Consider the following 17460-nt stretch of genomic DNA (forward strand, 5'->3'; position numbering starts at 1 on the left):
GATGGTTCTCCGCACTGTGTCCGCTTTTCCGGCCGCGATCGGTGAGGCGTCCGGGTCGCGAGTGAAAGGATTGACGCATGCCGTCGAACCCCGCGAACAGTGAGTCGTCCCCAGCCGAGTCCGCGACTCTGGCAGCCCGCGCGGTCACGCGCCACATCATCGTCATCGGCGGAGGCGTCGGAGGACTGATCGCGGCTCGCGAGTGCGTCAAGGTCGGCATGCACGTCACGGTGCTCGAGGCGTCGGATGCCGTCGGCGGCGCGATCCGTCAGGCCGAGATCGACGGCGTCGTCGTGGACGCCGGGGCGGAGAGCTATGCGACCAGGGGCGGCCGAGTCCGCGCTCTCCTGACCGAACTCGGTCTCACCGATCGCATCGTCGCCCCCGCGGCCGGCAGCGCCTGGCTGGCGGGCATCCCCGGCGTCGGAGCCGCACCGCTGCCGGTCGGCGGCATCCTCGGCATCCCGAGCAATCCGTTCCAGGAGGACGTGCGGCGCATCATCGGCTGGTCCGGTGTGTGGCGTGCGTACCTCGACCGCGTGCGCCCGCCTCTCACGATCGGCCACAACCAGAGTCTCGGCAAGCTGGTGTCCTCGCGCATGGGAGTCAAGGTGCGAGACCGGCTGGTGGCTCCGGTGACGACGGGCGTGTACTCGGCGTCGCCCGAAGACGTCGATGTCGACATCGCTGCGCCCGGGCTCAACGCCGCCCTCACGCGCGTCGGTTCACTGTCGGGCGCTGTGCAGGCTCTGCGTGACGAGAGCGCGGCGCGTGCGGCGCAGGCCACTGCGGCGCAGGCGCCCGGTGCTGCCGTCGAGGGCCTCGCCGGCGGCATGATGGTCCTGATCGACGCACTGGTCGCCGACATCGAGAAGCTCGGCGGCGTCGTCCGCACGGGCGTGCGGGTGACCGAGATCACGCGGTCCGCTTCGAGCTGGACCGTGCGTGCCGAGGGGCAACCGCTCGCGGATGCGGATGCGGATGCTGTCCTTGGTGCGGACGCGGCCGCGGAGGAGTTCGAGTTCGCCGCCGACGGCGTCGTGCTGGCGACCTCGGAGGCGGTGGCGCGGAGTCTGCTCGAGAACACCGCACCTGCCCTCGCCGAGACCGCGGTGGCGGATGCGCCGGAGATCGAGATCGTGACGCTGCTGCTGCAGGCCTCTGCGCTGCAGGGCGCACCTCGGGGCACGGGCGTCCTGACGGTCCCCGGCAGCCACACCGCGAAGGCGCTCACGCACTCGACGGCGAAGTGGGAGTGGCTCCGGGCGGCCGCCGGCGATCGGCACCTGGTGCGCGTCTCGTTCGGCGCCCAGGGAGAACCGGCAGCGACCGCAGGCCTCGACGATGACGAGGCCGCGCGTCTCGCGCTCCGCGAAGCATCCGCTCTCCTCGGCGTCCCGCTCGCGGCCGACGATCTCATCGGTTCGCACCGCTCGCGGTTCGTTCAGTCGCAGCCCGCGTCGATCATCGGCTCGGGCGAGCGACGAGAGGCGGCACGATCGGCGATCCAGGGCGTTCCCGGCCTTGCAGCGGTGGGTGCGTGGCTCGCGGGCACCGGGCTCGCGCAGGTGATCCCCGACGCGCGAGAAGAAGCCGATCGGCTGCGGCGATCGCTGCTCTGGGACTGACCCGCGCGTGTCGGGGGTCGTCGGCCGCGCTCCCGCGCGCGACGCGCCCGCTGAGGCCGACCCGAAAGTCGCTCTGCTGTCAACCCTCTGCCTGACAGATGCCGAAATCGGCATACGGGGCTACGCTGGACACCTGGCAGGCGGCTCCGCGCCGTCGGTTCGCCCCAGGCGTTCACACCGGAACAACGTGAGGAGACCCCATGAAGGGGAAGATCGGACTCGTCGTAGGAATCGGCGTGGGATACGTGCTCGGAACCCGTGCAGGCCGCGAGCGCTACGAGCAGATCAAGACGCAGTGGCTGAAGGTCTGGAACCTCGACCAGGTGCAGGATCAGGTCGACAAGGTCAAGGGCTACGTCGGCGACAAGGCTGCGGCAGTGCCCGGTGCGATCTGGACCGGCGTGCAGAAGGTCGTCAAGTCGGCGAGCGGCGGAGACAAGACCGCCGGCCAGCGCCTCGACTCCGCTGTCGCTGCGGGCCGCAAGGCCGCTGACGACATCGTCGACGCCACCGAAGACGCCGTCGAAGAGGTCAAGGACGCCGCGAAGAAGGACGACGCGAAGAAGCCTGCGGCCAAGAAGCCGGCATCCCCGCGCTCCACCGCCGCGAAGTCTGGCAGCTGACATGCCCCGCGGATACCGCGATCGTGCCGAGGACAGCCTGCTGTCCCTGATCGGCGATCTTCCCGAACTCATCAGCAGCCTCGTCAAGGCCGAGATCGATGCAGCCAAGACGTGGATCTCGAAGACCGCCAAGGACGCAGGGATCGGCTCGGTCTGGTTCCTCGTCGCTCTCTTCTTCCTGTTCTGGGCCGTTCCGGTGATCCTGGTCTTCGCGATCGCCGGGCTGTCGTCGTGGTGGCCGGTCTGGCTCTCCGCGCTGGCCGTGTTCGGAATCCTGATCCTCGCCGTGCTGCTGTTCGCGCTGCTCGGCATCCTGAAGTTCCGCAAGGTGCTCGCTCGCAAGAACCCCGCCCAGGCGGTGGGCGAGGACATCAGACTCGTGAAGGAAGCCGGCTATGACGAACTCTGAGATCACGAGGCCGCTGCCCAAGACGGCCGTCCCCGCAGGGATCGTCGACCCGGTGCAGTCCGCCCGCGCCGAGCTCAAGGCCGCGCTCGCGGCGATCGAGGTCAAGGGCAACTTCCCTCGGCGGATCGACAAGGCATCGAAGCGCGCTGCGGCGAAGGCACGGGTGTTCGCCGACCGCAACCCGGCCGCGGCGGTCGCCGGGGCGGTGGGAGTCGCCGTGATCGTGGGCGGAGCCGTCTGGGCGATCGCCCGCGCTCTCTCTCGCTGACCGGAGGCGAATCCTCGCATCCTGACTCGCGTTCGCGAGTGATTCACAAAGGGGGCAGACTGGATCCATGTCCGATGCACGCGAAGAGAACCCGTCCGGCTTCACCCTCTGGGCCGTCTGGCGACGAAACCCCGATATCGCGGTCACCGAGTCCGACTCCACGGAGCTCGAGACGATCGTCTCCTACATCGAGGACTCCGGCGTCACGGTACGCGGCTTCTACGACGTCTCAGGCCTGAAGGCCGACGCCGACCTGCTGGTGTGGCTGCACGGAGACACCGCGGAAGACCTGCAGAAGGCTCTGCGGCGCCTGCGGCGCACCGAGCTGCTGCGCACCCTGCTGCCCGTCTGGAACGTCATGGGTGTGCACCGCGATGCCGAGTTCAATCGTGCGCACGTGCCGGGGTTCCTCCGCGGAGTCGACCCCAAGGACTGGCTGTGCCTGTACCCGTTCGTCCGCACGCCCGAGTGGTATCTCGCACCGGAGGAGGAGCGCCGCAAGATGCTCGCCGATCACGGTCGCAAGGGGGCCGCGTTCACGGGCGTCATCGCCAACACGGTCGCCGCGTTCGCCCTGGGCGACTACGAGTGGATCCTGCCGCTCGAAGCCGATGAGGTCACCGAGCTGGTCGACCTCATGCGTGACCTGCGCTACACCGACGCGCGTCTCTACGTGAAGGAGGAGATCCCGTTCTACACGGGCCGTCGCCTCCGGTTCGACGAGATCGCGGACGTGCTGCAGTAGGTCGACGATGAGCACTCAGAGTCACACAGCCGTCCCGATCCGACTGGGCACCCGCCGCAGCGCGCTGGCGCAGGCGCAGTCGGGTCATGTCGCCGCCGCCCTCGAGAAGATCTCGGGTCGGCCCGTCGAGCTCGTGCCGATCACCAGCGAAGGCGACACGAATCGTGCGTCGCTGTCGGAGATCGGCGGCCAGGGCATCTTCGCCACACGTCTGCGTGAGGCGCTGCTCGCCGGGGAGTGCGACTTCCTGGTGCACTCGCTCAAGGACCTGCCCACGGCGATCCCCGAGGGGCTGGTCATCGCGGCCACTCCGGTGCGTGAGGACGCACGTGATGTCGCGATCACGCGCGGAGGCACCCCGCTGCACCAGCTGCGCTCCGGCAGCAAGGTGGGCACAGGGTCTCCCCGTCGCATCGCTCAGGTGCACCGCAGGGCTCCGCACGCGGAGGTCGTCGACATCCGCGGCAACGTCGATTCACGTCTGCAGCGAGTCGCATCCGGCGAGCTGGATGCCGTCATCCTCGCTGCCGCCGGTCTGTCGCGCCTCGGGACCGACTCGCCGCTTCACCGCGAGGAGTTGGGTCTCTCCGAGTGGCCGACCGCTCCCGGACAGGGTTCGCTCGCGGTCGAGACGCGCTCCGACGCTCCGGCTGAGCTGCTCGCCGCCCTCGCTGAAATCGACGACCACGACACCCGGCTGGCCATCACGGTCGAACGCGGGATCCTCGAAGGACTCGACTCCGGATGTCAGGCCCCGATGGCCGCTCATGCTGTCGTCAACGGCGATGAGATCCGTGTCAGGACGGTGGTCTACTCGACCGACGGCGGCCGCCGGATCGGCCTCGACGTCACGGAGACTCTGAACGGGGAGTATATTCGTCGGAACGGCAGCGGCAATGGAGCGGATGCTGCCGATGGTGCAGACCCGATGCGCACAGCACGCGAGTTCGGGTTGTCTGTCGCCCATCGGCTGCTCGAGCAAGGGGCGGCCGACCTCGTCTCCCGAGAGCATTCCTCATCATGACCAATTCGAAGCAGGACCGGCCGCTCGACGGCTGGCGCATCCTCGTACCCCGCGGAGGCCCGTGGGGCGACGGCGTCGCCGCCAGTCTGCGTTCGCGTGGAGCGGTGCCCGTCGTCGCGCCGCTGATCAACTTCGCGGCCACCACCGATCAGGCCGCGCTCGACGTGGCACTGACCCGGCTGGCCGCCGGAGAGTACGACTGGCTGACGGTGACGAGCGCGACGACCGTCGACGTGATGTTCGCGCACCGCGCGGTGGTGCCGCGTCGCACGAAGATCGCGGCGGTCGGCGAGACCACCGCGGCCGCTCTGCAGGCGGTCGGGTACGAAGTAGCGATGGTGCCCGACGAAGACAACTCGGCGGCGGGCATGGCTGAGCAGCTCATCGCCCTCGAGGCCGAGCCGCGTCGCATCCTGGCTCTGCGCAGCGAGATCGCGAAGCCCGTGCTCAGCGTCCTGCTGCAGGAGGCCGGTCACGACGTCGACAGCGTCGTCGCCTATCGAACCGTCGGCGTGCCGGTCACCGACCGCATCAAGCGCGACGTCGAGAACGGACGCATCAACGCGATCCTGATCACGAGCGGTTCGGTCGCCGAGCAGGTGCGCGAGCAGTTCCCCCTGATCCCGGATGAGACCCTGCTGGCGGCGATCGGTCCGCGGACCGCGAAGGATGCCGACAGGGCGGGTCTGCCGATCACGGTCGTCGCCGACCGCCAGACGGTCGACGCGCTCATCGATGCCGTGTCGAGCTACACCCTTCCGCACGCGGCGGACGAGCTGGCGCCGTGAGCTTCCCCGATGTCCGACTGCGTCGCCTGAGGCAGTCTCCTGCCGTCCGTGGCCTGGTGCGGGAGACCTCTCTCGAGCCGCGGCAGCTGGTGCTGCCGCTGTTCGTCCGCGAGGGGATCACCGAGGCTGCCCCGATCGGGTCGATGCCCGGCGTCGCGCAGCATTCGCTCGACTCTCTGCGGGCCGCGGCAGTCGAGGCCGCCGAGGCGGGTGTCGGCGGTGTGATGCTGTTCGGAGTTCCGGCCGTCAGAGATGCTCAGGGCTCGGGTGCCGACGACCCGAAAGGCATTCTGAACGTGGCCACAGAGGCGCTCGCGGCCGAGGTCGGGGATGCCCTCGTCGTGCAGACCGACCTGTGCCTCGACGAGTTCACCGACCACGGTCACTGCGGCGTGCTCGCGGCAGACGGCTCGGTCGACAACGATGCGACTCTCGATCGCTACGCGTCGATGGCGCTCGCTCAGGCTCGAGCCGGCTCTCAGCTGCTGGGCCTGTCGGGAATGATGGACGGCCAGGTCGCCGTCATCCGCGAGGCGCTCGATTCCGAGGGCTTCACCGACACGCTGCTTCTCGCCTACGCCGCGAAGTACGCGAGTGCTTTCTACGGCCCGTTCCGTGAGGCCGTGGATTCGCAGCTGAAGGGCGACCGTCGCACGTACCAGCTCGACCCGGGCAACCGACGCGAGGGTGTGCGGGAGGCTGTCGTCGACGAGCAGGAGGGCGCCGACATCGTCATGGTGAAGCCGGCCATGGCCTTCCTCGACGTGCTGCGCGAGGTGCGCGATACCGTGCATATTCCGGTGTGGGCATACCAGGTCTCCGGCGAGTACGCGATGATCGAGGCCGCCGCGGCGAACGGCTGGATCGACCGCCGCGCGTCGATCCTCGAGTCGCTGCTCTCGATCCGCCGCGCCGGTGCCGATGTCGTCCTGACTTACTGGGCGACCGAGGCCGCGCGTTGGCTGCGCGCCTGACAGCGCTTCATCGCCTCGCTCGTGGCGGGGTCGTCTGAGTCCCTCCCTCAGGTCTGCCGACTAGCCTGGAGGTGATGGCGGGAGAGTTCCGCGCATCGCTGAGGAGTGTGCTGTGACCGACCGCAATGACGACCTGTTCTCCGCTGCCCGCACGGTGATTCCCGGTGGTGTGAACTCGCCGGTGCGTGCGTACGGCTCTGTCGGCGGCACGCCGCGCTTCCTCGCCTCGGCGAAGGGTGCGACGGTCACGGATGCCGCGGGCAACGAGTACGTCGACCTCGTCGCGTCGTGGGGACCGGCGCTGCTCGGCCACGCGCACCCTGAGGTCGTCACCGCCGTGCAGGAGGCAGCCACACGAGGACTCTCGTTCGGTGCCCCGACCGAGGGCGAGGTGGAGCTCGCTCAGCTGATCGCGGACCGAGTGCGGTTCGGAGAGATCCGGCCCGTCGAACGAGTGCGGCTGGTATCGACCGGCACCGAAGCCACCATGACGGCCATCCGACTCGCGCGCGGTGCGACCGGACGCGACCTGCTGGTCAAGTTCGCCGGTCACTACCACGGGCATTCCGACGGTCTCCTCGCCGCGGCCGGCTCGGGCGTCGCGACTCTCGCTCTGCCCGGCTCTGCGGGGGTGCCCGCGCCGATCGCCGCGCAGACCCTCGTGATCGACTACAACGACCCCGACGCGCTGGCCGCGGTGTTCGCCGAGCACGGTGACCGCATCGCGGCGGTGATCGTCGAGGCCGCAGCCGCGAACATGGGCGTGGTTCCGCCGCTGCCGGGGTTCAACCGGCTGCTGGCCGAGACTGCCCATGCGCATGGTGCCCTGCTGATCCTCGACGAGGTGCTGACGGGCTTCCGCGTGCACCCCGCAGGCTTCTGGGGGCTCCAGGCTGCGGCCGGCGAGGACTATCTGCCCGACATCTTCACGTTCGGCAAGGTCGTCGGCGGCGGCATGCCCCTGGCCGCGCTCGGTGGACGTGCTGAAGTCATGGATCTGCTCGCTCCTCTGGGGCCGGTGTACCAGGCAGGCACACTGTCGGGTAATCCGCTCTCGGTCGCCGCCGGCCTCGCGACCTTGCGCCTGGCGACCCCCGAGGTCTACGCGACCGTCGACGCCGCCGCATCCCGGGTCTCCAGCGCTCTGGAGGGCGCTCTCGCGGACGCCGGCGTCGCCCACGCCGTCGCACACGCGGGGAACCTCTTCAGCGCCTCCTTCCGGGCTTCGGCGCCCCGTACGTATGCCGAGGCGCAGGCTCAGGAGTCGTTCCGGTACGCGCCGTTCTTCCACGCGATGCGCGAGCAGGGAGTCGCGCTGCCGCCGAGTGTGTTCGAGGCCTGGTTCCTCACCGCCGCGCATGGCGAGGAAGAGCTTCAGCGCATCGAAGCGGCGCTGCCTATCGCGGCCGAGGCTGCTGCCGCTGCTCGCGGGGTCTAAGAACCTCAGACGAACATCACTCGTCGTCGTGGCGAGTCCCGATAGGTGCGGCCGAGTGGGCTGAACCAGTCGATCGTGCCGTCGGGAAGCTGTTGCGCCGTCCAGCGATGGTCGTCGGCGACGTCGGGGTGCTTGAGTGCATGGTGTCGCGCGCACAGATGGGCGAGGTTGTGGATCTCGGTGCGCCCGCCCTTCGCGTGATCGAAGGTGTGGTCGACCTGGCACCGATGCACCGGCATCCTGCAGCCGGGGAACCGGCAGTGTTGATCGCGCGCACGGAGGAACCGTCGCATGGGTTCCGTGGGACGGTAAGTATCGGTCTCGACGACCAGTCCCGTCGGATCGAGGAACAGCCGGGACCATCCGCTGTTGCGACCGGCGAGATCGCGTGCGATGTCGGGAGGCAGCGGCCCGTGTCCGTCGAGCTGCGCGAGGCGATCGTCGCAGCCCGCGAGCGTGGTGGCGGCGACCGTGACGTGGATGCGCGCGTGGATGTTGTCGAGTCCTGAGCCGTTCGCTGCGCTCGGATCAGAGGCGAGCAGGAGGTCGATCAGCAGGTCTGCCCGCACCTGATCGATCGTGCGAGTGTCGGCCGGGATGCGCTCGACGGTGGGTTCGGTCGGGTCGGTCGTGAAGGTCCCGTCGCCGAAGATCGCATAGTCGTCGCGCGACGGGTCGTCTTGCGCGATGTCTTCCGGATAGATCGGATTCTCGCCGTCGTCCATCGGCTCGAGTGCCGGCTCACGGTCGTTCCGTCCACTGATCACGGCGTGCGCCAGTCGGGTGAGGCGGTCGAGGATCGCCGTCGCGAGATGCTCGGGCAGCACGACCGTCAGCACGGCGAGGCCGTCGCCTGCCGGGCGCACGGTGACGGTGCGCTCAGACTTCGAGCGCGCATGACGCTCGGTGACAGTGGATCCTGCCAGCGTGGCGGCCAGCTCTCGTAGGTGCACTCGTGTGCGGGCGGGAGTCTCGCGCTCCGCCACGATGACGGCGACCGTGTCGTACAGGGGCAGCACGTCGGCATCCGCTCGCCCATTGTTGACGGCTTCGCGGACCACCCCTGCGGCGCGCACGATCTCGCGGACATGGGCGGCCGTGATGCTGCCGATTCTGAAAGCAGAACGCACGCCGGGGTGGCTGGCGTCGAGGAAGCAGGCATCGGTGAAGGCGTACTCGATGCTGCCCTGGGTCATGCGGCCTGCCGCGGAGTACTCCGCGATCATCGATCGGTGGATGGCATCGCGATGGAACGGGCTCTCGTCGGAGTCCGACTGGCTCAGACGCATCCGCTCGGCCAGGAGTTCAGACGCCTCGGCCTCGAGGGCAGCGATCTGTCTCCGCTTCTCGACCCACAAGTTGAGCAGCTCAGCGCGCTGCTCGAGGTCGGGATCGGTGGCGGATATCATGCTTCGACTCTAGTAGATTTGTTCGAATGTCGAGCAGAACATTGGAATAGAAGAGGGGTGGAATCGTGGGAACCGACAACGGATCGTTGCCTTCCTGTGAACAAGACACAGACATCTGGAAGGGTGCCGCTGGCAGACTGGACGCATGGTGACGTTGCTGCTGGACCAGACGCAACTCGAGATCGTGCTCTCGCCGATCGAGCGTGCCGCGAGCTTCCACCGTGACAATGTGCGGCTCGTGCGCGACACCATCACCAAGGTCCAGTTGATCGACGACGCGTGGACCTGGTTGCGTGGCGTGCCGAATCCCGGAACGCACATCCCCGGCGTGCTCGCCGCAGGAACGTGGAAGGCCGCGGGCAGCGTCGATTTCGTCCTCATCCGCCGCCGGCGTCCCAGCGTGGTCATCGATCTTTCGGGTGACGCGCAGTACCGACGGCTGATACTCACGACGAGTCACGGCCTCGCGTTGACCCAGGCGCTCCGACTCGACGTCTCGGATGAGCCGGCGGACGTCGAGGAGATCGTGGCGACGTCGCCGACGCCGGTGTCGAAGGGGAGTCGCCGTCCGGTGATCCGCCCGCGACCCGCCTGAGAGACCCTGAACGAGCGAACGCCCTCCGCAGCCTTACGGCACGGAGGGCGTTCGCATCGAGGCCCGCTCAGCTGATCTCAGGGACGGTCGTGTTCGCCCTCGTGGTGCTCGTGCTGCTCACCTTCGTGGCTCTCGTGGTGCTCGCCCTCGTGCTGCTCACCGTCGTGGCCGTGGTCCGCTTCCGGAGCGGCATCCGCGTCCGTCTCCGCCTCCGCGCCTGTCTCAGCCTCCGCTGATGCGTCGGCCTCTCCGAGCGGATAGTCCTTGGGTTCGTCCTCGTAGTACGCGCGCGCGGCGGCGGCGAGCATCGAGGTGACGGCCGCCGAGCGAGGGTCGTCCTCGCGAGGGGAAGCCTCCTCCGACTCGTCGGACTCCTGCACCTCGGCGAAGAACTCGACTCCGGAGTGCCCGTCGTCGCCGTCCTCGTTCGCGGCCGTGTCGGAGTCCTCGGCAGCAGGAGCGTCGGCAACGTCGTCAGCGATGTGAGCATCGGCGTCCGCGGCGACAGGAGCGTCGGCACCGTCGGCCGGTGCCGTGCCGAACAGGATGTCGTCGAACGACGGTCGGGTGCTCTCCGCCTCAGGGTCGGCAGACGTCTCCGCGTCGGTCGATCCGCCAGTCGAGTCCGCATCGCCGGGGGCGTCTTCGTCGCCCGCATGGGCTGCCTCGGAGGCGACGTCGGCCGCATCCTCTGCGTCGTTGGCATCCGAGGCGTCCGCTGCGTAGCGGAGCTCCGCCGCGGCGTACTCGATATCACGAGCGGCATCTGCAGCATCCGCCGCGTCGTCGGCCTCGGCATCAGCCGCATCGGCTGCCGCGCGGGCGGCGTCTGACGCGGCTGCATCGGAGTCGGAGGAGTCAGGCGCGGCTGCATCGGAGTCGGAGGAGTCAGGCGCGGCTGCGTCGGACTCGGAGACATCCTCAGCCGGGGAGGTCTCGGAGTCGGCGGCGTCGGAGCGCGTCTCGGCGGAATCGGCGGTCGAGGATTCGGATGCCGCCGCACCCCCGATGACCGGCGATTCGGCCTCCGCGACCGGCGTCTCGTCCCCCTCGACCGGCGTTGCGGGCTCGGCGACCGGCGTTTCGGCCTCGACGACCGGCGCGGCGGTGATGGCCTGCGGTGCGAGCCTGCCGCCGCGGACGAGTTCGATGAAGACGTCTTCGAGGGTCGGGCCGCGCTGCACGAGAGTGGCGAGGGCGATGCCCGCCGATGCCGCGATGGCGCCGACCGCACCCGCGTTGCTGCCGCGAACCGTGAGACCCGAGCGGAGCACCTCGACCTCGAGGCCGGCCGCTGAGAGCGCCGACTTCAGCGCGGCACGATCCACCGCGTCGACCACGACGGATCCTGCCGACGGGTCGGCGAGCTTCTCGATGCCGCTCGAGAGCACGAGCTGACCCTTCGAGAGCACGAGCACGTGGTCTGCGACCTGCTCGATCTCGCTCAGCACGTGAGAGGAGACGAGAACCGTGCGGCCCTCGTCTGCGAGGCGGCGCAGGAGGAGGCGGATCCAGCGGATGCCCTCCGGGTCGAGGCCGTTGGCCGGTTCGTCGAAGACCAGAGCGCCGGGATCGCCCAGCAGCGCGTGCGCCACGCTCAGCCGCTGACGCATTCCGAGCGAGAAGCTGCCGATGCGACCTTCGGCTTCGTGCTCGAGACCGACCAGCGAGAGGACCTCGTCGACGCGCGAGAGCGGGATGCCGTTGGCCTTGGCCGCGATCGTCAACTGGCGTGAGGCCGAGCGGCGGGGGCGGTACGCGGTCTCCTCCAGGACGGAGCCGATCGTGCGCAGCGGGTGGCGCAGCTCTGAATGCGCGGTTCCACCGATCGTGGCGGTGCCGCTCGTGGCGCGCACCTGCCCCAGGAGGATGCGCAGGGTGGTGGTCTTTCCGGCGCCGTTCGGGCCGAGGAAAGCGGTCACGACACCGGGCTCGACTCTCGCGGAGAAGTCGGACACCGCCGTCACGTCGTTGAAGCGCTTCGTGACGTGCGTGAACTCGAGCACCTGTCCGTCGGGCATCTGCGACCTCTCGTTGCAGTGGGCAGTTCTGTCTATCCTGCCGGAAAAGCCGCAGGATCGTGCATTTACCCTACAAACGCCGCCGGATGCAAGGGTCAGTCCACCGGGTAGCCTGGCACCCGTGACCGAATCCAGCGCAGCTCCCCGGGTCCTCGTCCGCACCGAAGGAGCCCTCGGCCGGCTGACACTGAACCGGCCGGAAGCGATCAACGCGCTCGACCCCGGGATGATCCAGCTGCTGACGCAGGCGCTCGAGGACTGGCGTCACGACACCGATGTGCAGATCGTCGTCATCGACGGCGCGGGCGAGCGTGGCATGTGCGCCGGGGGAGACGTTCGCGGACTGCATGGGCAGATCGTGGCAGGACGCACGGAGGAGACCACCGAGTTCTTCCGCGCCGAGTACGCGCTGAACGCGATGATCGCCGAGTACCCGAAACCCATCGTCGCCATCGCCGACGGCATCACGATGGGCGGCGGCGTCGGCCTCTCGGGTCACGCGGCCATCCGCATCGTCACCGAGCGTTCGAAGCTGGCGATGCCCGAGACGCGCATCGGATTCACCCCCGACGTCGGCGGCACGTGGCTGCTGGGGCGCACGCCCGGCCGGTTCGGCGAGTACTTCGGACTCACCGGCTCGACGATGAACGGAGCGGATGCCGTGCTGCTCGGTTTCGCCGACCACTTCGTGCCGTCCGATCGACTCGATGCACTGCGCGAGGCGCTCGCCTATCGTGCCGACCCGACCGGGCCGGCCGAGATCGTGCTGCTGTTCGACGAGACTCCGGAGCCGTCTGCGCTGCCGGCCTCACGCGACTGGATCGACCGCGCGTTCTCGGCCGACACGACCGCGGAGATCGTGTCGCGACTGCGTGCGGAGGAGGCTGCGGATGCCGCGACGACCGCGGACCTGCTCGAGAGCCTGGCCCCGACCGGACTGGCGGTCACGCTCGACGCCGTCAGGGAGGCGCGTCGACTCCCGAACCTGCGAGCCGCGCTCGAGGGCGAGTACCGCCGCGTGATGTGGTTCGTGATGCGGCATCCCGATCTCGTCGAGGGCATCCGCGCCCAGCTCATCGACAAGGACCGCAACCCGAAGTGGAACCCGGCGACGATCGCCGAACTCCCGTCGGATGCCGGTGCCGAGGCTCGGCATTTCGTGCCCGAACGCTCGCTCTTCTGAGACATTTCGGTATATCCGTGGTTGTTCGCCGCGGTGCATAAACCGCTGGCCGCGCGTGAAATGGTTCGCTGTCAGCGAAGGTCCACCCATCGGGGGATACGAATGTCCGAAGTTCATGCCACTCTTGCTTGTGCGCGATCCTCGGCCTGCGTCCGCCCGTCGGGAGATCCGCCGACTCATCCTTCCTAGAAAGTCCGCCTGTGCTGGGAAAAATCCTCCTCCGCTATCTCGCCCGCTATAAGTGGCTGCTCGCGGCCGTCCTGGTGTTCCAGTTCGCCAGCGCGCTCGCCACCCTCTACCTCCCGCGCCTGAACGAAGACATCATCAACAAGGGCGTCGCCCAGTCGGACACCGCCTACATCTGGCGCACCGGACTGTTCATGCTCGCCGTCTCGCTGGGGCAGATCATCGCCTCGGTCATCGCGACCTACTTCGCCGCCCGTGCGTCGATGGGTGCGGGGCGCGACATCCGCGCCGACGTCTTCGGCAAGGTGAGCGGATTCTCCGAGCGCGAGGTGTCGCAGTTCGGTGCCGGTTCACTCATCACTCGCAACACGAACGACGTGCAGCAGGTGCAGATGCTCGCGATGATGGGCGCCACCATGCTCGTCACCGCGCCGCTGCTCGCGATCGGCGGCATCATCTTCGCCGTGCAGACGAACATCGGTCTGAGCTGGCTCATCGCGGTGTCCGTGCCGCTGCTGCTTATCGTCGCCGGGCTCGTCGTCAGCCGCATGGTTCCCCTGTTCCGCAGCTATCAGGGCAAACTCGACACCGTGAACCGCGTGCTGCGCGAGCAGCTCACCGGCGTGCGCGTGGTGCGAGCCTTCGTGCGAGAGAGCATCGAAGAAGAGCGCTTCCGCGGTGCCAACACCGACATCATGGTGGTCGGCCGCAAGGTCGGCTCGCTGTTCGTCCTGCTGTTCCCGCTGTTCATGCTGATCCTCAACGTCACGATCGTTGCGGTCGTGTGGTTCGGCGGCATCGAGGTCAACAGCGGCACGGTGCAGGTCGGCACGATCTTCGCGTTCATGCAGTACATCGGCCAGATCATGGGCGGCGTCATCATGGCCAGCTTCATGGCGATCATGATCCCGCGCGCCGCGGTCTCGGCCGAGCGCATCGGCGAGGTCCTCGAGACGCAGTCGAGCATGGAACGCCCGGCGAACGGCGTCACCGACTTCCCGACCCCCGGTTCGGTCGCCTTCGACGATGTCGAGTTCACCTACCCCGGGGCCGACTCTCCGGTGCTCAAGGGCATCAGCTTCGCGGCCGAGCCCGGCGAGACCGTCGCGATCGTGGGTTCGACGGGTGCCGGCAAGACGACACTCGTGTCGCTGATCCCGCGGCTCTTCGATGTCTCGGGCGGGGCGGTCTTCGTCGGCGGCGCAGATGTCCGTGAGGCGGACGTCGAGTCGCTGTGGGCGACGATCGGTCTGGTCCCGCAGCGTCCGTTCCTCTTCACCGGCACGGTGGCGTCGAACCTCCGCTACGGCCGGGAGGACGCGACCGACGAAGAGCTCTGGCACGCCCTCGAGATCGCGCAGGGTCGTGACTTCGTCGAGGAGATGCCGCAGGGCCTCGAATCGCGCATCACCCAGGGCGGCACGAACGTGTCGGGCGGACAGCGTCAGCGTCTGGCGATCGCCCGAGCGATCGTGCGTCAGCCGCAGATCCTGGTGTTCGACGACTCGTTCTCGGCTCTCGACCTCACCACCGACGCCCGGTTGAGGCAAGCCCTCTGGCGTGAGCTGCCGCACGTGACCAAGATCGTGGTCGCGCAGCGCGTCTCGTCCATCACCGATGCGAATCGCATCGTCGTGCTCGAAGGGGGCACCATGGTCGGCGTCGGCACGCACGAGGAGCTCCTCGAGACGAGCACCACCTACCGAGAGATCGTCGAATCGCAGCTGGGGGTGGACGCATGAGCGAGCAGAACACCTCCAAGACCCGCCGTGGTCGCGCGGCCAAGGCCTCGGCCGCGACCACTGCGGTCGAGCCCGAGATGACCGAGGAAGAGAAGTACGAAGCCGAGCTCGCCGAGAAGGCGCGCCAGGACGGCGGCGGCTGGGACAGCGTCGCACCGGGCAAGGCCGACAACTTCGGCAAGAGCTTCAGTCGGATGATCGGGCTGCTCAAGCCGTCGGCCGTGTGGTTCATCCTCGTGTCGATCGCCGGTGCCGTCGGCGTCGTGCTCACGGTCGCCGCGCCCAAGGTGCTCGGCGAGGCCACGAACCTCATCTACAAGGGCTTCATCTCGGTGCAGCTCGCTCAGGCGAACGGAGACTTCCCCGGTTTCCCCGCGGGCACCTCACAGGAGGATGTGGTCGCGGGGCTGCGGCAGGACGGACGAGACGACTTCGCCAACCAGGTCGCGGCACTCGGCAGCTTCCGGGTCGGTGACGGCGTCGACTTCGACGCGCTGCGGTGGATCATCATCGCGGTGCTGGCGATCTATGTCACGGCCGCCTTCCTCAGCTGGCTCCAGGGCTACGTGATCAACGTCATCATGGTCCGCACCATGTGGCGCCTGCGCGAAGCGGTCGAGGCGAAGATCAACCGGCTGCCGCTGTCGTACTTCGACAAGGTGCAGCGCGGCGACCTGATCTCGCGTGTGACCAACGACATCGACAACATCACGCAGACGATGCAGCAGTCGCTGTCGGGTGCGATCACGGCCGTGCTCACGGTCGTGGGTGTGCTCGTGCTGATGTTCTCGATCTCGTGGCAGCTCGCGCTCGTCGCGCTGGTCGCACTCCCGCTGATGGGCGTGATCTTCGGTGTCATCGGCCCTCGGTCGCAGAAGGCCTTCGGCACCCAGTGGCGCAAGGTCGGTCGTCTGAACGCCCGCGTCGAAGAGGCTTTCTCCGGCCACGCGCTGGTCAAGGTATTCGGTCGCGAGCAGGATGCGCTCGAGAAGTTCAAGGACGAGAACGAGGAGCTGTTCCAGGCCAGCTTCAAGGCGCAGTTCCTCTCCGGCATCATCATGCCGGCGATGACCTTCGTCGGCAGCCTCACCTACGTGGGCATCGCTGTGCTCGGCGGCCTCATGGTCGCGAGCGGGCAGCTGCGTCTCGGTGACGTGCAGGCATTCATCCAGTACTCGCAGCAGTTCACGCAGCCGCTCTCGGAGCTCGGTGGCATGGCCGCGGTCGTGCAGTCAGGAACGGCGTCCGCCGAGCGGGTGTTCGAGCTGCTCGACACCGAAGAGCAGGAGGCCGACGCTGTCGATGCTCCGAAGCTCGCCGACGGCAAGGGCGTCGTGGAGTTCGAGAACGTCGCGTTCTCGTACACACCCGAGCGCCCGCTCATCACCGACCTCTCGTTCCGGGTCGAGCCCGGTCAGACGGTCGCGATCGTCGGTCCGACCGGAGCCGGCAAGACGACGCTGGTCAACCTCATCATGCGGTTCTACGAACTGAACGGCGGGCGGATCCTGCTCGACGGTCAGGACATCTCCGAGGTCACGCGCGAGCAGCTGCGCTCACGCACCGGCATGGTGCTGCAGGACCCGTGGCTGTTCGCCGGCAGCATCCGCGAGAACATCCGATACGGACGCTCCACCGCGACCGACGACGAGGTTCTCGAGGCGGCAAAGGCGACGTATGTCGATCGCTTCGTGCGCTCCCTCCCCGAGGGCTACGACACGGTGCTCGACGAGGACGCGTCGAATGTCTCGGCGGGTGAACGTCAGCTGATCACGATCGCGCGAGCGTTCGTCGCTCAGCCGTCGATCCTGATCCTCGACGAGGCGACGTCGGCGGTCGACACCCGCACCGAGGTGCTGCTGCAGCACGCGATGGCGGCGCTGCGACAGGGACGCACGTCGTTCGTGATCGCTCACCGTCTGTCGACCATCCGCGATGCTGACCTCATCCTCGTGATGGAGCACGGCGACATCGTAGAGAAGGGCACGCACGACGAGCTCATCACCGCCCAGGGCGCATACTGGCGTCTCTACCAGTCGCAGTTCGAGCAGGCGGCCACCGACATCGACGCAGAGGACGCGCTCACGGGCTCGACCCCTGTCGTCGTGAGCGGCGACGCCGAAGAAGCGGCTGCGGCAGCACAGGTCGGGGTCTCGGTGGGTGCGCAGGTTCCCGCCGCCGAAGCAGCCGCGGCACAGTCCGTCGTCGAGCGTTCAGACGACGGGGGCCACAAGGTCTGATTCGCACGAGGACCGATCCGCACGCGGCCTGGTCAGCACGCGGCCTGCTCAGCACGATGCCCCGCCTCCCGTTCATCCCGGGGGCGGGGCATTCTGCTGTCGCCTGAGCCTGAGCCTGAGCCTGAGCCTGAGCCTGAGCCTGAGCCTGAGCCTGGGCCTGGGCCTGGGCCTGGGCCTGCGCCTCGAT

The 17460-nt window shown here is 68.4% G+C and carries 15 protein-coding genes; 13 read left to right on the forward strand and 2 right to left on the reverse strand.

Features of this window, described 5'->3' with window-relative positions; genetic code table 11:
- The first annotated feature begins 77 nt into the window (after positions 1-77).
- The 9 genes from hemG (at position 78) to ACLKOY_RS12985 (ending at position 7897) form a co-directional block, all read left to right on the forward strand.
- Positions 78-1628 carry a protoporphyrinogen oxidase gene (gene hemG / locus ACLKOY_RS12945; protein WP_436453969.1) on the forward strand — a complete coding sequence of 517 codons (1551 nt, stop codon included), beginning with the start codon at positions 78-80 and terminating at the stop codon, positions 1626-1628.
- Between the two features lie 200 nt (positions 1629-1828).
- Complete coding sequence (locus tag ACLKOY_RS12950; RefSeq protein WP_140038287.1) at positions 1829-2251, forward strand: hypothetical protein; 423 nt, start codon at positions 1829-1831, stop codon at positions 2249-2251.
- 1 nt (position 2252) lies between these two features.
- Positions 2253-2660, forward strand: coding sequence for a phage holin family protein (locus ACLKOY_RS12955; protein WP_140038286.1), 408 nt, complete (start codon positions 2253-2255; stop codon positions 2658-2660).
- Positions 2647-2928, forward strand: coding sequence for a hypothetical protein (locus ACLKOY_RS12960; RefSeq protein WP_363575528.1), 282 nt, complete (start codon positions 2647-2649; stop codon positions 2926-2928). Before ACLKOY_RS12955 ends, ACLKOY_RS12960 begins: the two co-directional genes overlap by 14 nt.
- Before the next feature lie 67 nt (positions 2929-2995).
- Positions 2996-3673: a hydrogen peroxide-dependent heme synthase gene (hemQ, locus tag ACLKOY_RS12965; protein WP_436453970.1), complete on the forward strand. Its 678-nt coding sequence runs from the start codon at positions 2996-2998 to the stop codon at positions 3671-3673.
- Positions 3674-3680: 7 nt separating this feature from the next.
- The gene (hemC, locus tag ACLKOY_RS12970) at positions 3681-4697 is read left to right on the forward strand and encodes a hydroxymethylbilane synthase (RefSeq protein ID WP_436453971.1); all 1017 of its coding nucleotides are present in this window, start codon (positions 3681-3683) and stop codon (positions 4695-4697) included.
- Entirely contained in the window at positions 4694-5485 is a 792-nt protein-coding gene (locus ACLKOY_RS12975; RefSeq protein WP_363575523.1) for a uroporphyrinogen-III synthase, read from the forward strand. The genes hemC and ACLKOY_RS12975 overlap by 4 nt, the downstream gene beginning before the upstream one ends.
- Positions 5482-6459: a porphobilinogen synthase gene (gene hemB / locus ACLKOY_RS12980; RefSeq protein ID WP_436453972.1), complete on the forward strand. Its 978-nt coding sequence runs from the start codon at positions 5482-5484 to the stop codon at positions 6457-6459. The genes ACLKOY_RS12975 and hemB overlap by 4 nt, the downstream gene beginning before the upstream one ends.
- Positions 6460-6571: 112 nt before the next feature.
- Positions 6572-7897 (forward strand): glutamate-1-semialdehyde 2,1-aminomutase, encoded by a 1326-nt coding sequence (locus ACLKOY_RS12985; RefSeq protein WP_436453973.1) that lies wholly within the window; start codon positions 6572-6574, stop codon positions 7895-7897.
- Between the two features lie 5 nt (positions 7898-7902).
- On the opposite strand, the gene ACLKOY_RS12990 is transcribed toward ACLKOY_RS12985, so the two are convergent.
- Positions 7903-9306 (reverse strand): DUF222 domain-containing protein, encoded by a 1404-nt coding sequence (locus tag ACLKOY_RS12990; protein ID WP_436453974.1) that lies wholly within the window; start codon positions 9304-9306, stop codon positions 7903-7905.
- A 145-nt stretch (positions 9307-9451) separates the two neighbouring features.
- Here ACLKOY_RS12990 and ACLKOY_RS12995 point away from each other — a divergent pair, with 145 nt between their 5' ends.
- Positions 9452-9901, forward strand: a complete 450-nt coding sequence (locus ACLKOY_RS12995; protein WP_140038279.1) for a hypothetical protein — start codon at positions 9452-9454, stop codon at positions 9899-9901.
- Positions 9902-9978: 77 nt separating this feature from the next.
- Here the strand turns inward: ACLKOY_RS12995 and ACLKOY_RS13000 are convergent, their stop codons facing one another.
- The gene (locus tag ACLKOY_RS13000) at positions 9979-11922 is read right to left on the reverse strand and encodes an ATP-binding cassette domain-containing protein (RefSeq protein ID WP_436453975.1); all 1944 of its coding nucleotides are present in this window, start codon (positions 11920-11922) and stop codon (positions 9979-9981) included.
- Between the two features lie 121 nt (positions 11923-12043).
- Here ACLKOY_RS13000 and ACLKOY_RS13005 point away from each other — a divergent pair, with 121 nt between their 5' ends.
- The 3 genes from ACLKOY_RS13005 (at position 12044) to ACLKOY_RS13015 (ending at position 17273) form a co-directional block, all read left to right on the forward strand.
- A complete protein-coding gene (locus ACLKOY_RS13005; protein WP_436453977.1) occupies positions 12044-13105 on the forward strand; it encodes an enoyl-CoA hydratase/isomerase family protein in 1062 nt (353 codons plus the stop codon).
- Positions 13106-13305: 200 nt separating this feature from the next.
- The gene (locus ACLKOY_RS13010; protein ID WP_140038277.1) at positions 13306-15033 is read left to right on the forward strand and encodes an ABC transporter ATP-binding protein; all 1728 of its coding nucleotides are present in this window, start codon (positions 13306-13308) and stop codon (positions 15031-15033) included.
- Positions 15030-17273: an ABC transporter ATP-binding protein gene (locus ACLKOY_RS13015; protein WP_436453978.1), complete on the forward strand. Its 2244-nt coding sequence runs from the start codon at positions 15030-15032 to the stop codon at positions 17271-17273. Before ACLKOY_RS13010 ends, ACLKOY_RS13015 begins: the two co-directional genes overlap by 4 nt.
- Positions 17274-17460 lie beyond the last annotated feature (187 nt).

Source organism: Microbacterium sp. K2, from assembly GCF_051365005.1.
In the GTDB taxonomy this organism is placed as follows: Bacteria; Actinomycetota; Actinomycetes; order Actinomycetales; family Microbacteriaceae; genus Microbacterium; species Microbacterium foliorum_B.

What these genes read in the sequence shown, in the direction of transcription:
- hemG (WP_436453969.1), top strand. Translation starts at nt 78, where the DNA reads ATGCCGTCGAACCCCGCGAACAGTGAGTCGTCCCCAGCCGAGTCCGCG.
- ACLKOY_RS12950 (WP_140038287.1), top strand. Translation starts at nt 1,829, where the DNA reads ATGAAGGGGAAGATCGGACTCGTCGTAGGAATCGGCGTGGGATACGTG.
- ACLKOY_RS12955 (WP_140038286.1), top strand. Translation starts at nt 2,253, where the DNA reads ATGCCCCGCGGATACCGCGATCGTGCCGAGGACAGCCTGCTGTCCCTG.
- ACLKOY_RS12960 (WP_363575528.1), top strand. Translation starts at nt 2,647, where the DNA reads ATGACGAACTCTGAGATCACGAGGCCGCTGCCCAAGACGGCCGTCCCC.
- hemQ (WP_436453970.1), top strand. Translation starts at nt 2,996, where the DNA reads ATGTCCGATGCACGCGAAGAGAACCCGTCCGGCTTCACCCTCTGGGCC.
- hemC (WP_436453971.1), top strand. Translation starts at nt 3,681, where the DNA reads ATGAGCACTCAGAGTCACACAGCCGTCCCGATCCGACTGGGCACCCGC.
- ACLKOY_RS12975 (WP_363575523.1), top strand. Translation starts at nt 4,694, where the DNA reads ATGACCAATTCGAAGCAGGACCGGCCGCTCGACGGCTGGCGCATCCTC.
- ACLKOY_RS12990 (WP_436453974.1), bottom strand. Translation starts at nt 9,306, where the DNA reads ATGATATCCGCCACCGATCCCGACCTCGAGCAGCGCGCTGAGCTGCTC.
- ACLKOY_RS12995 (WP_140038279.1), top strand. Translation starts at nt 9,452, where the DNA reads ATGGTGACGTTGCTGCTGGACCAGACGCAACTCGAGATCGTGCTCTCG.
- ACLKOY_RS13000 (WP_436453975.1), bottom strand. Translation starts at nt 11,922, where the DNA reads ATGCCCGACGGACAGGTGCTCGAGTTCACGCACGTCACGAAGCGCTTC.
- ACLKOY_RS13015 (WP_436453978.1), top strand. Translation starts at nt 15,030, where the DNA reads ATGAGCGAGCAGAACACCTCCAAGACCCGCCGTGGTCGCGCGGCCAAG.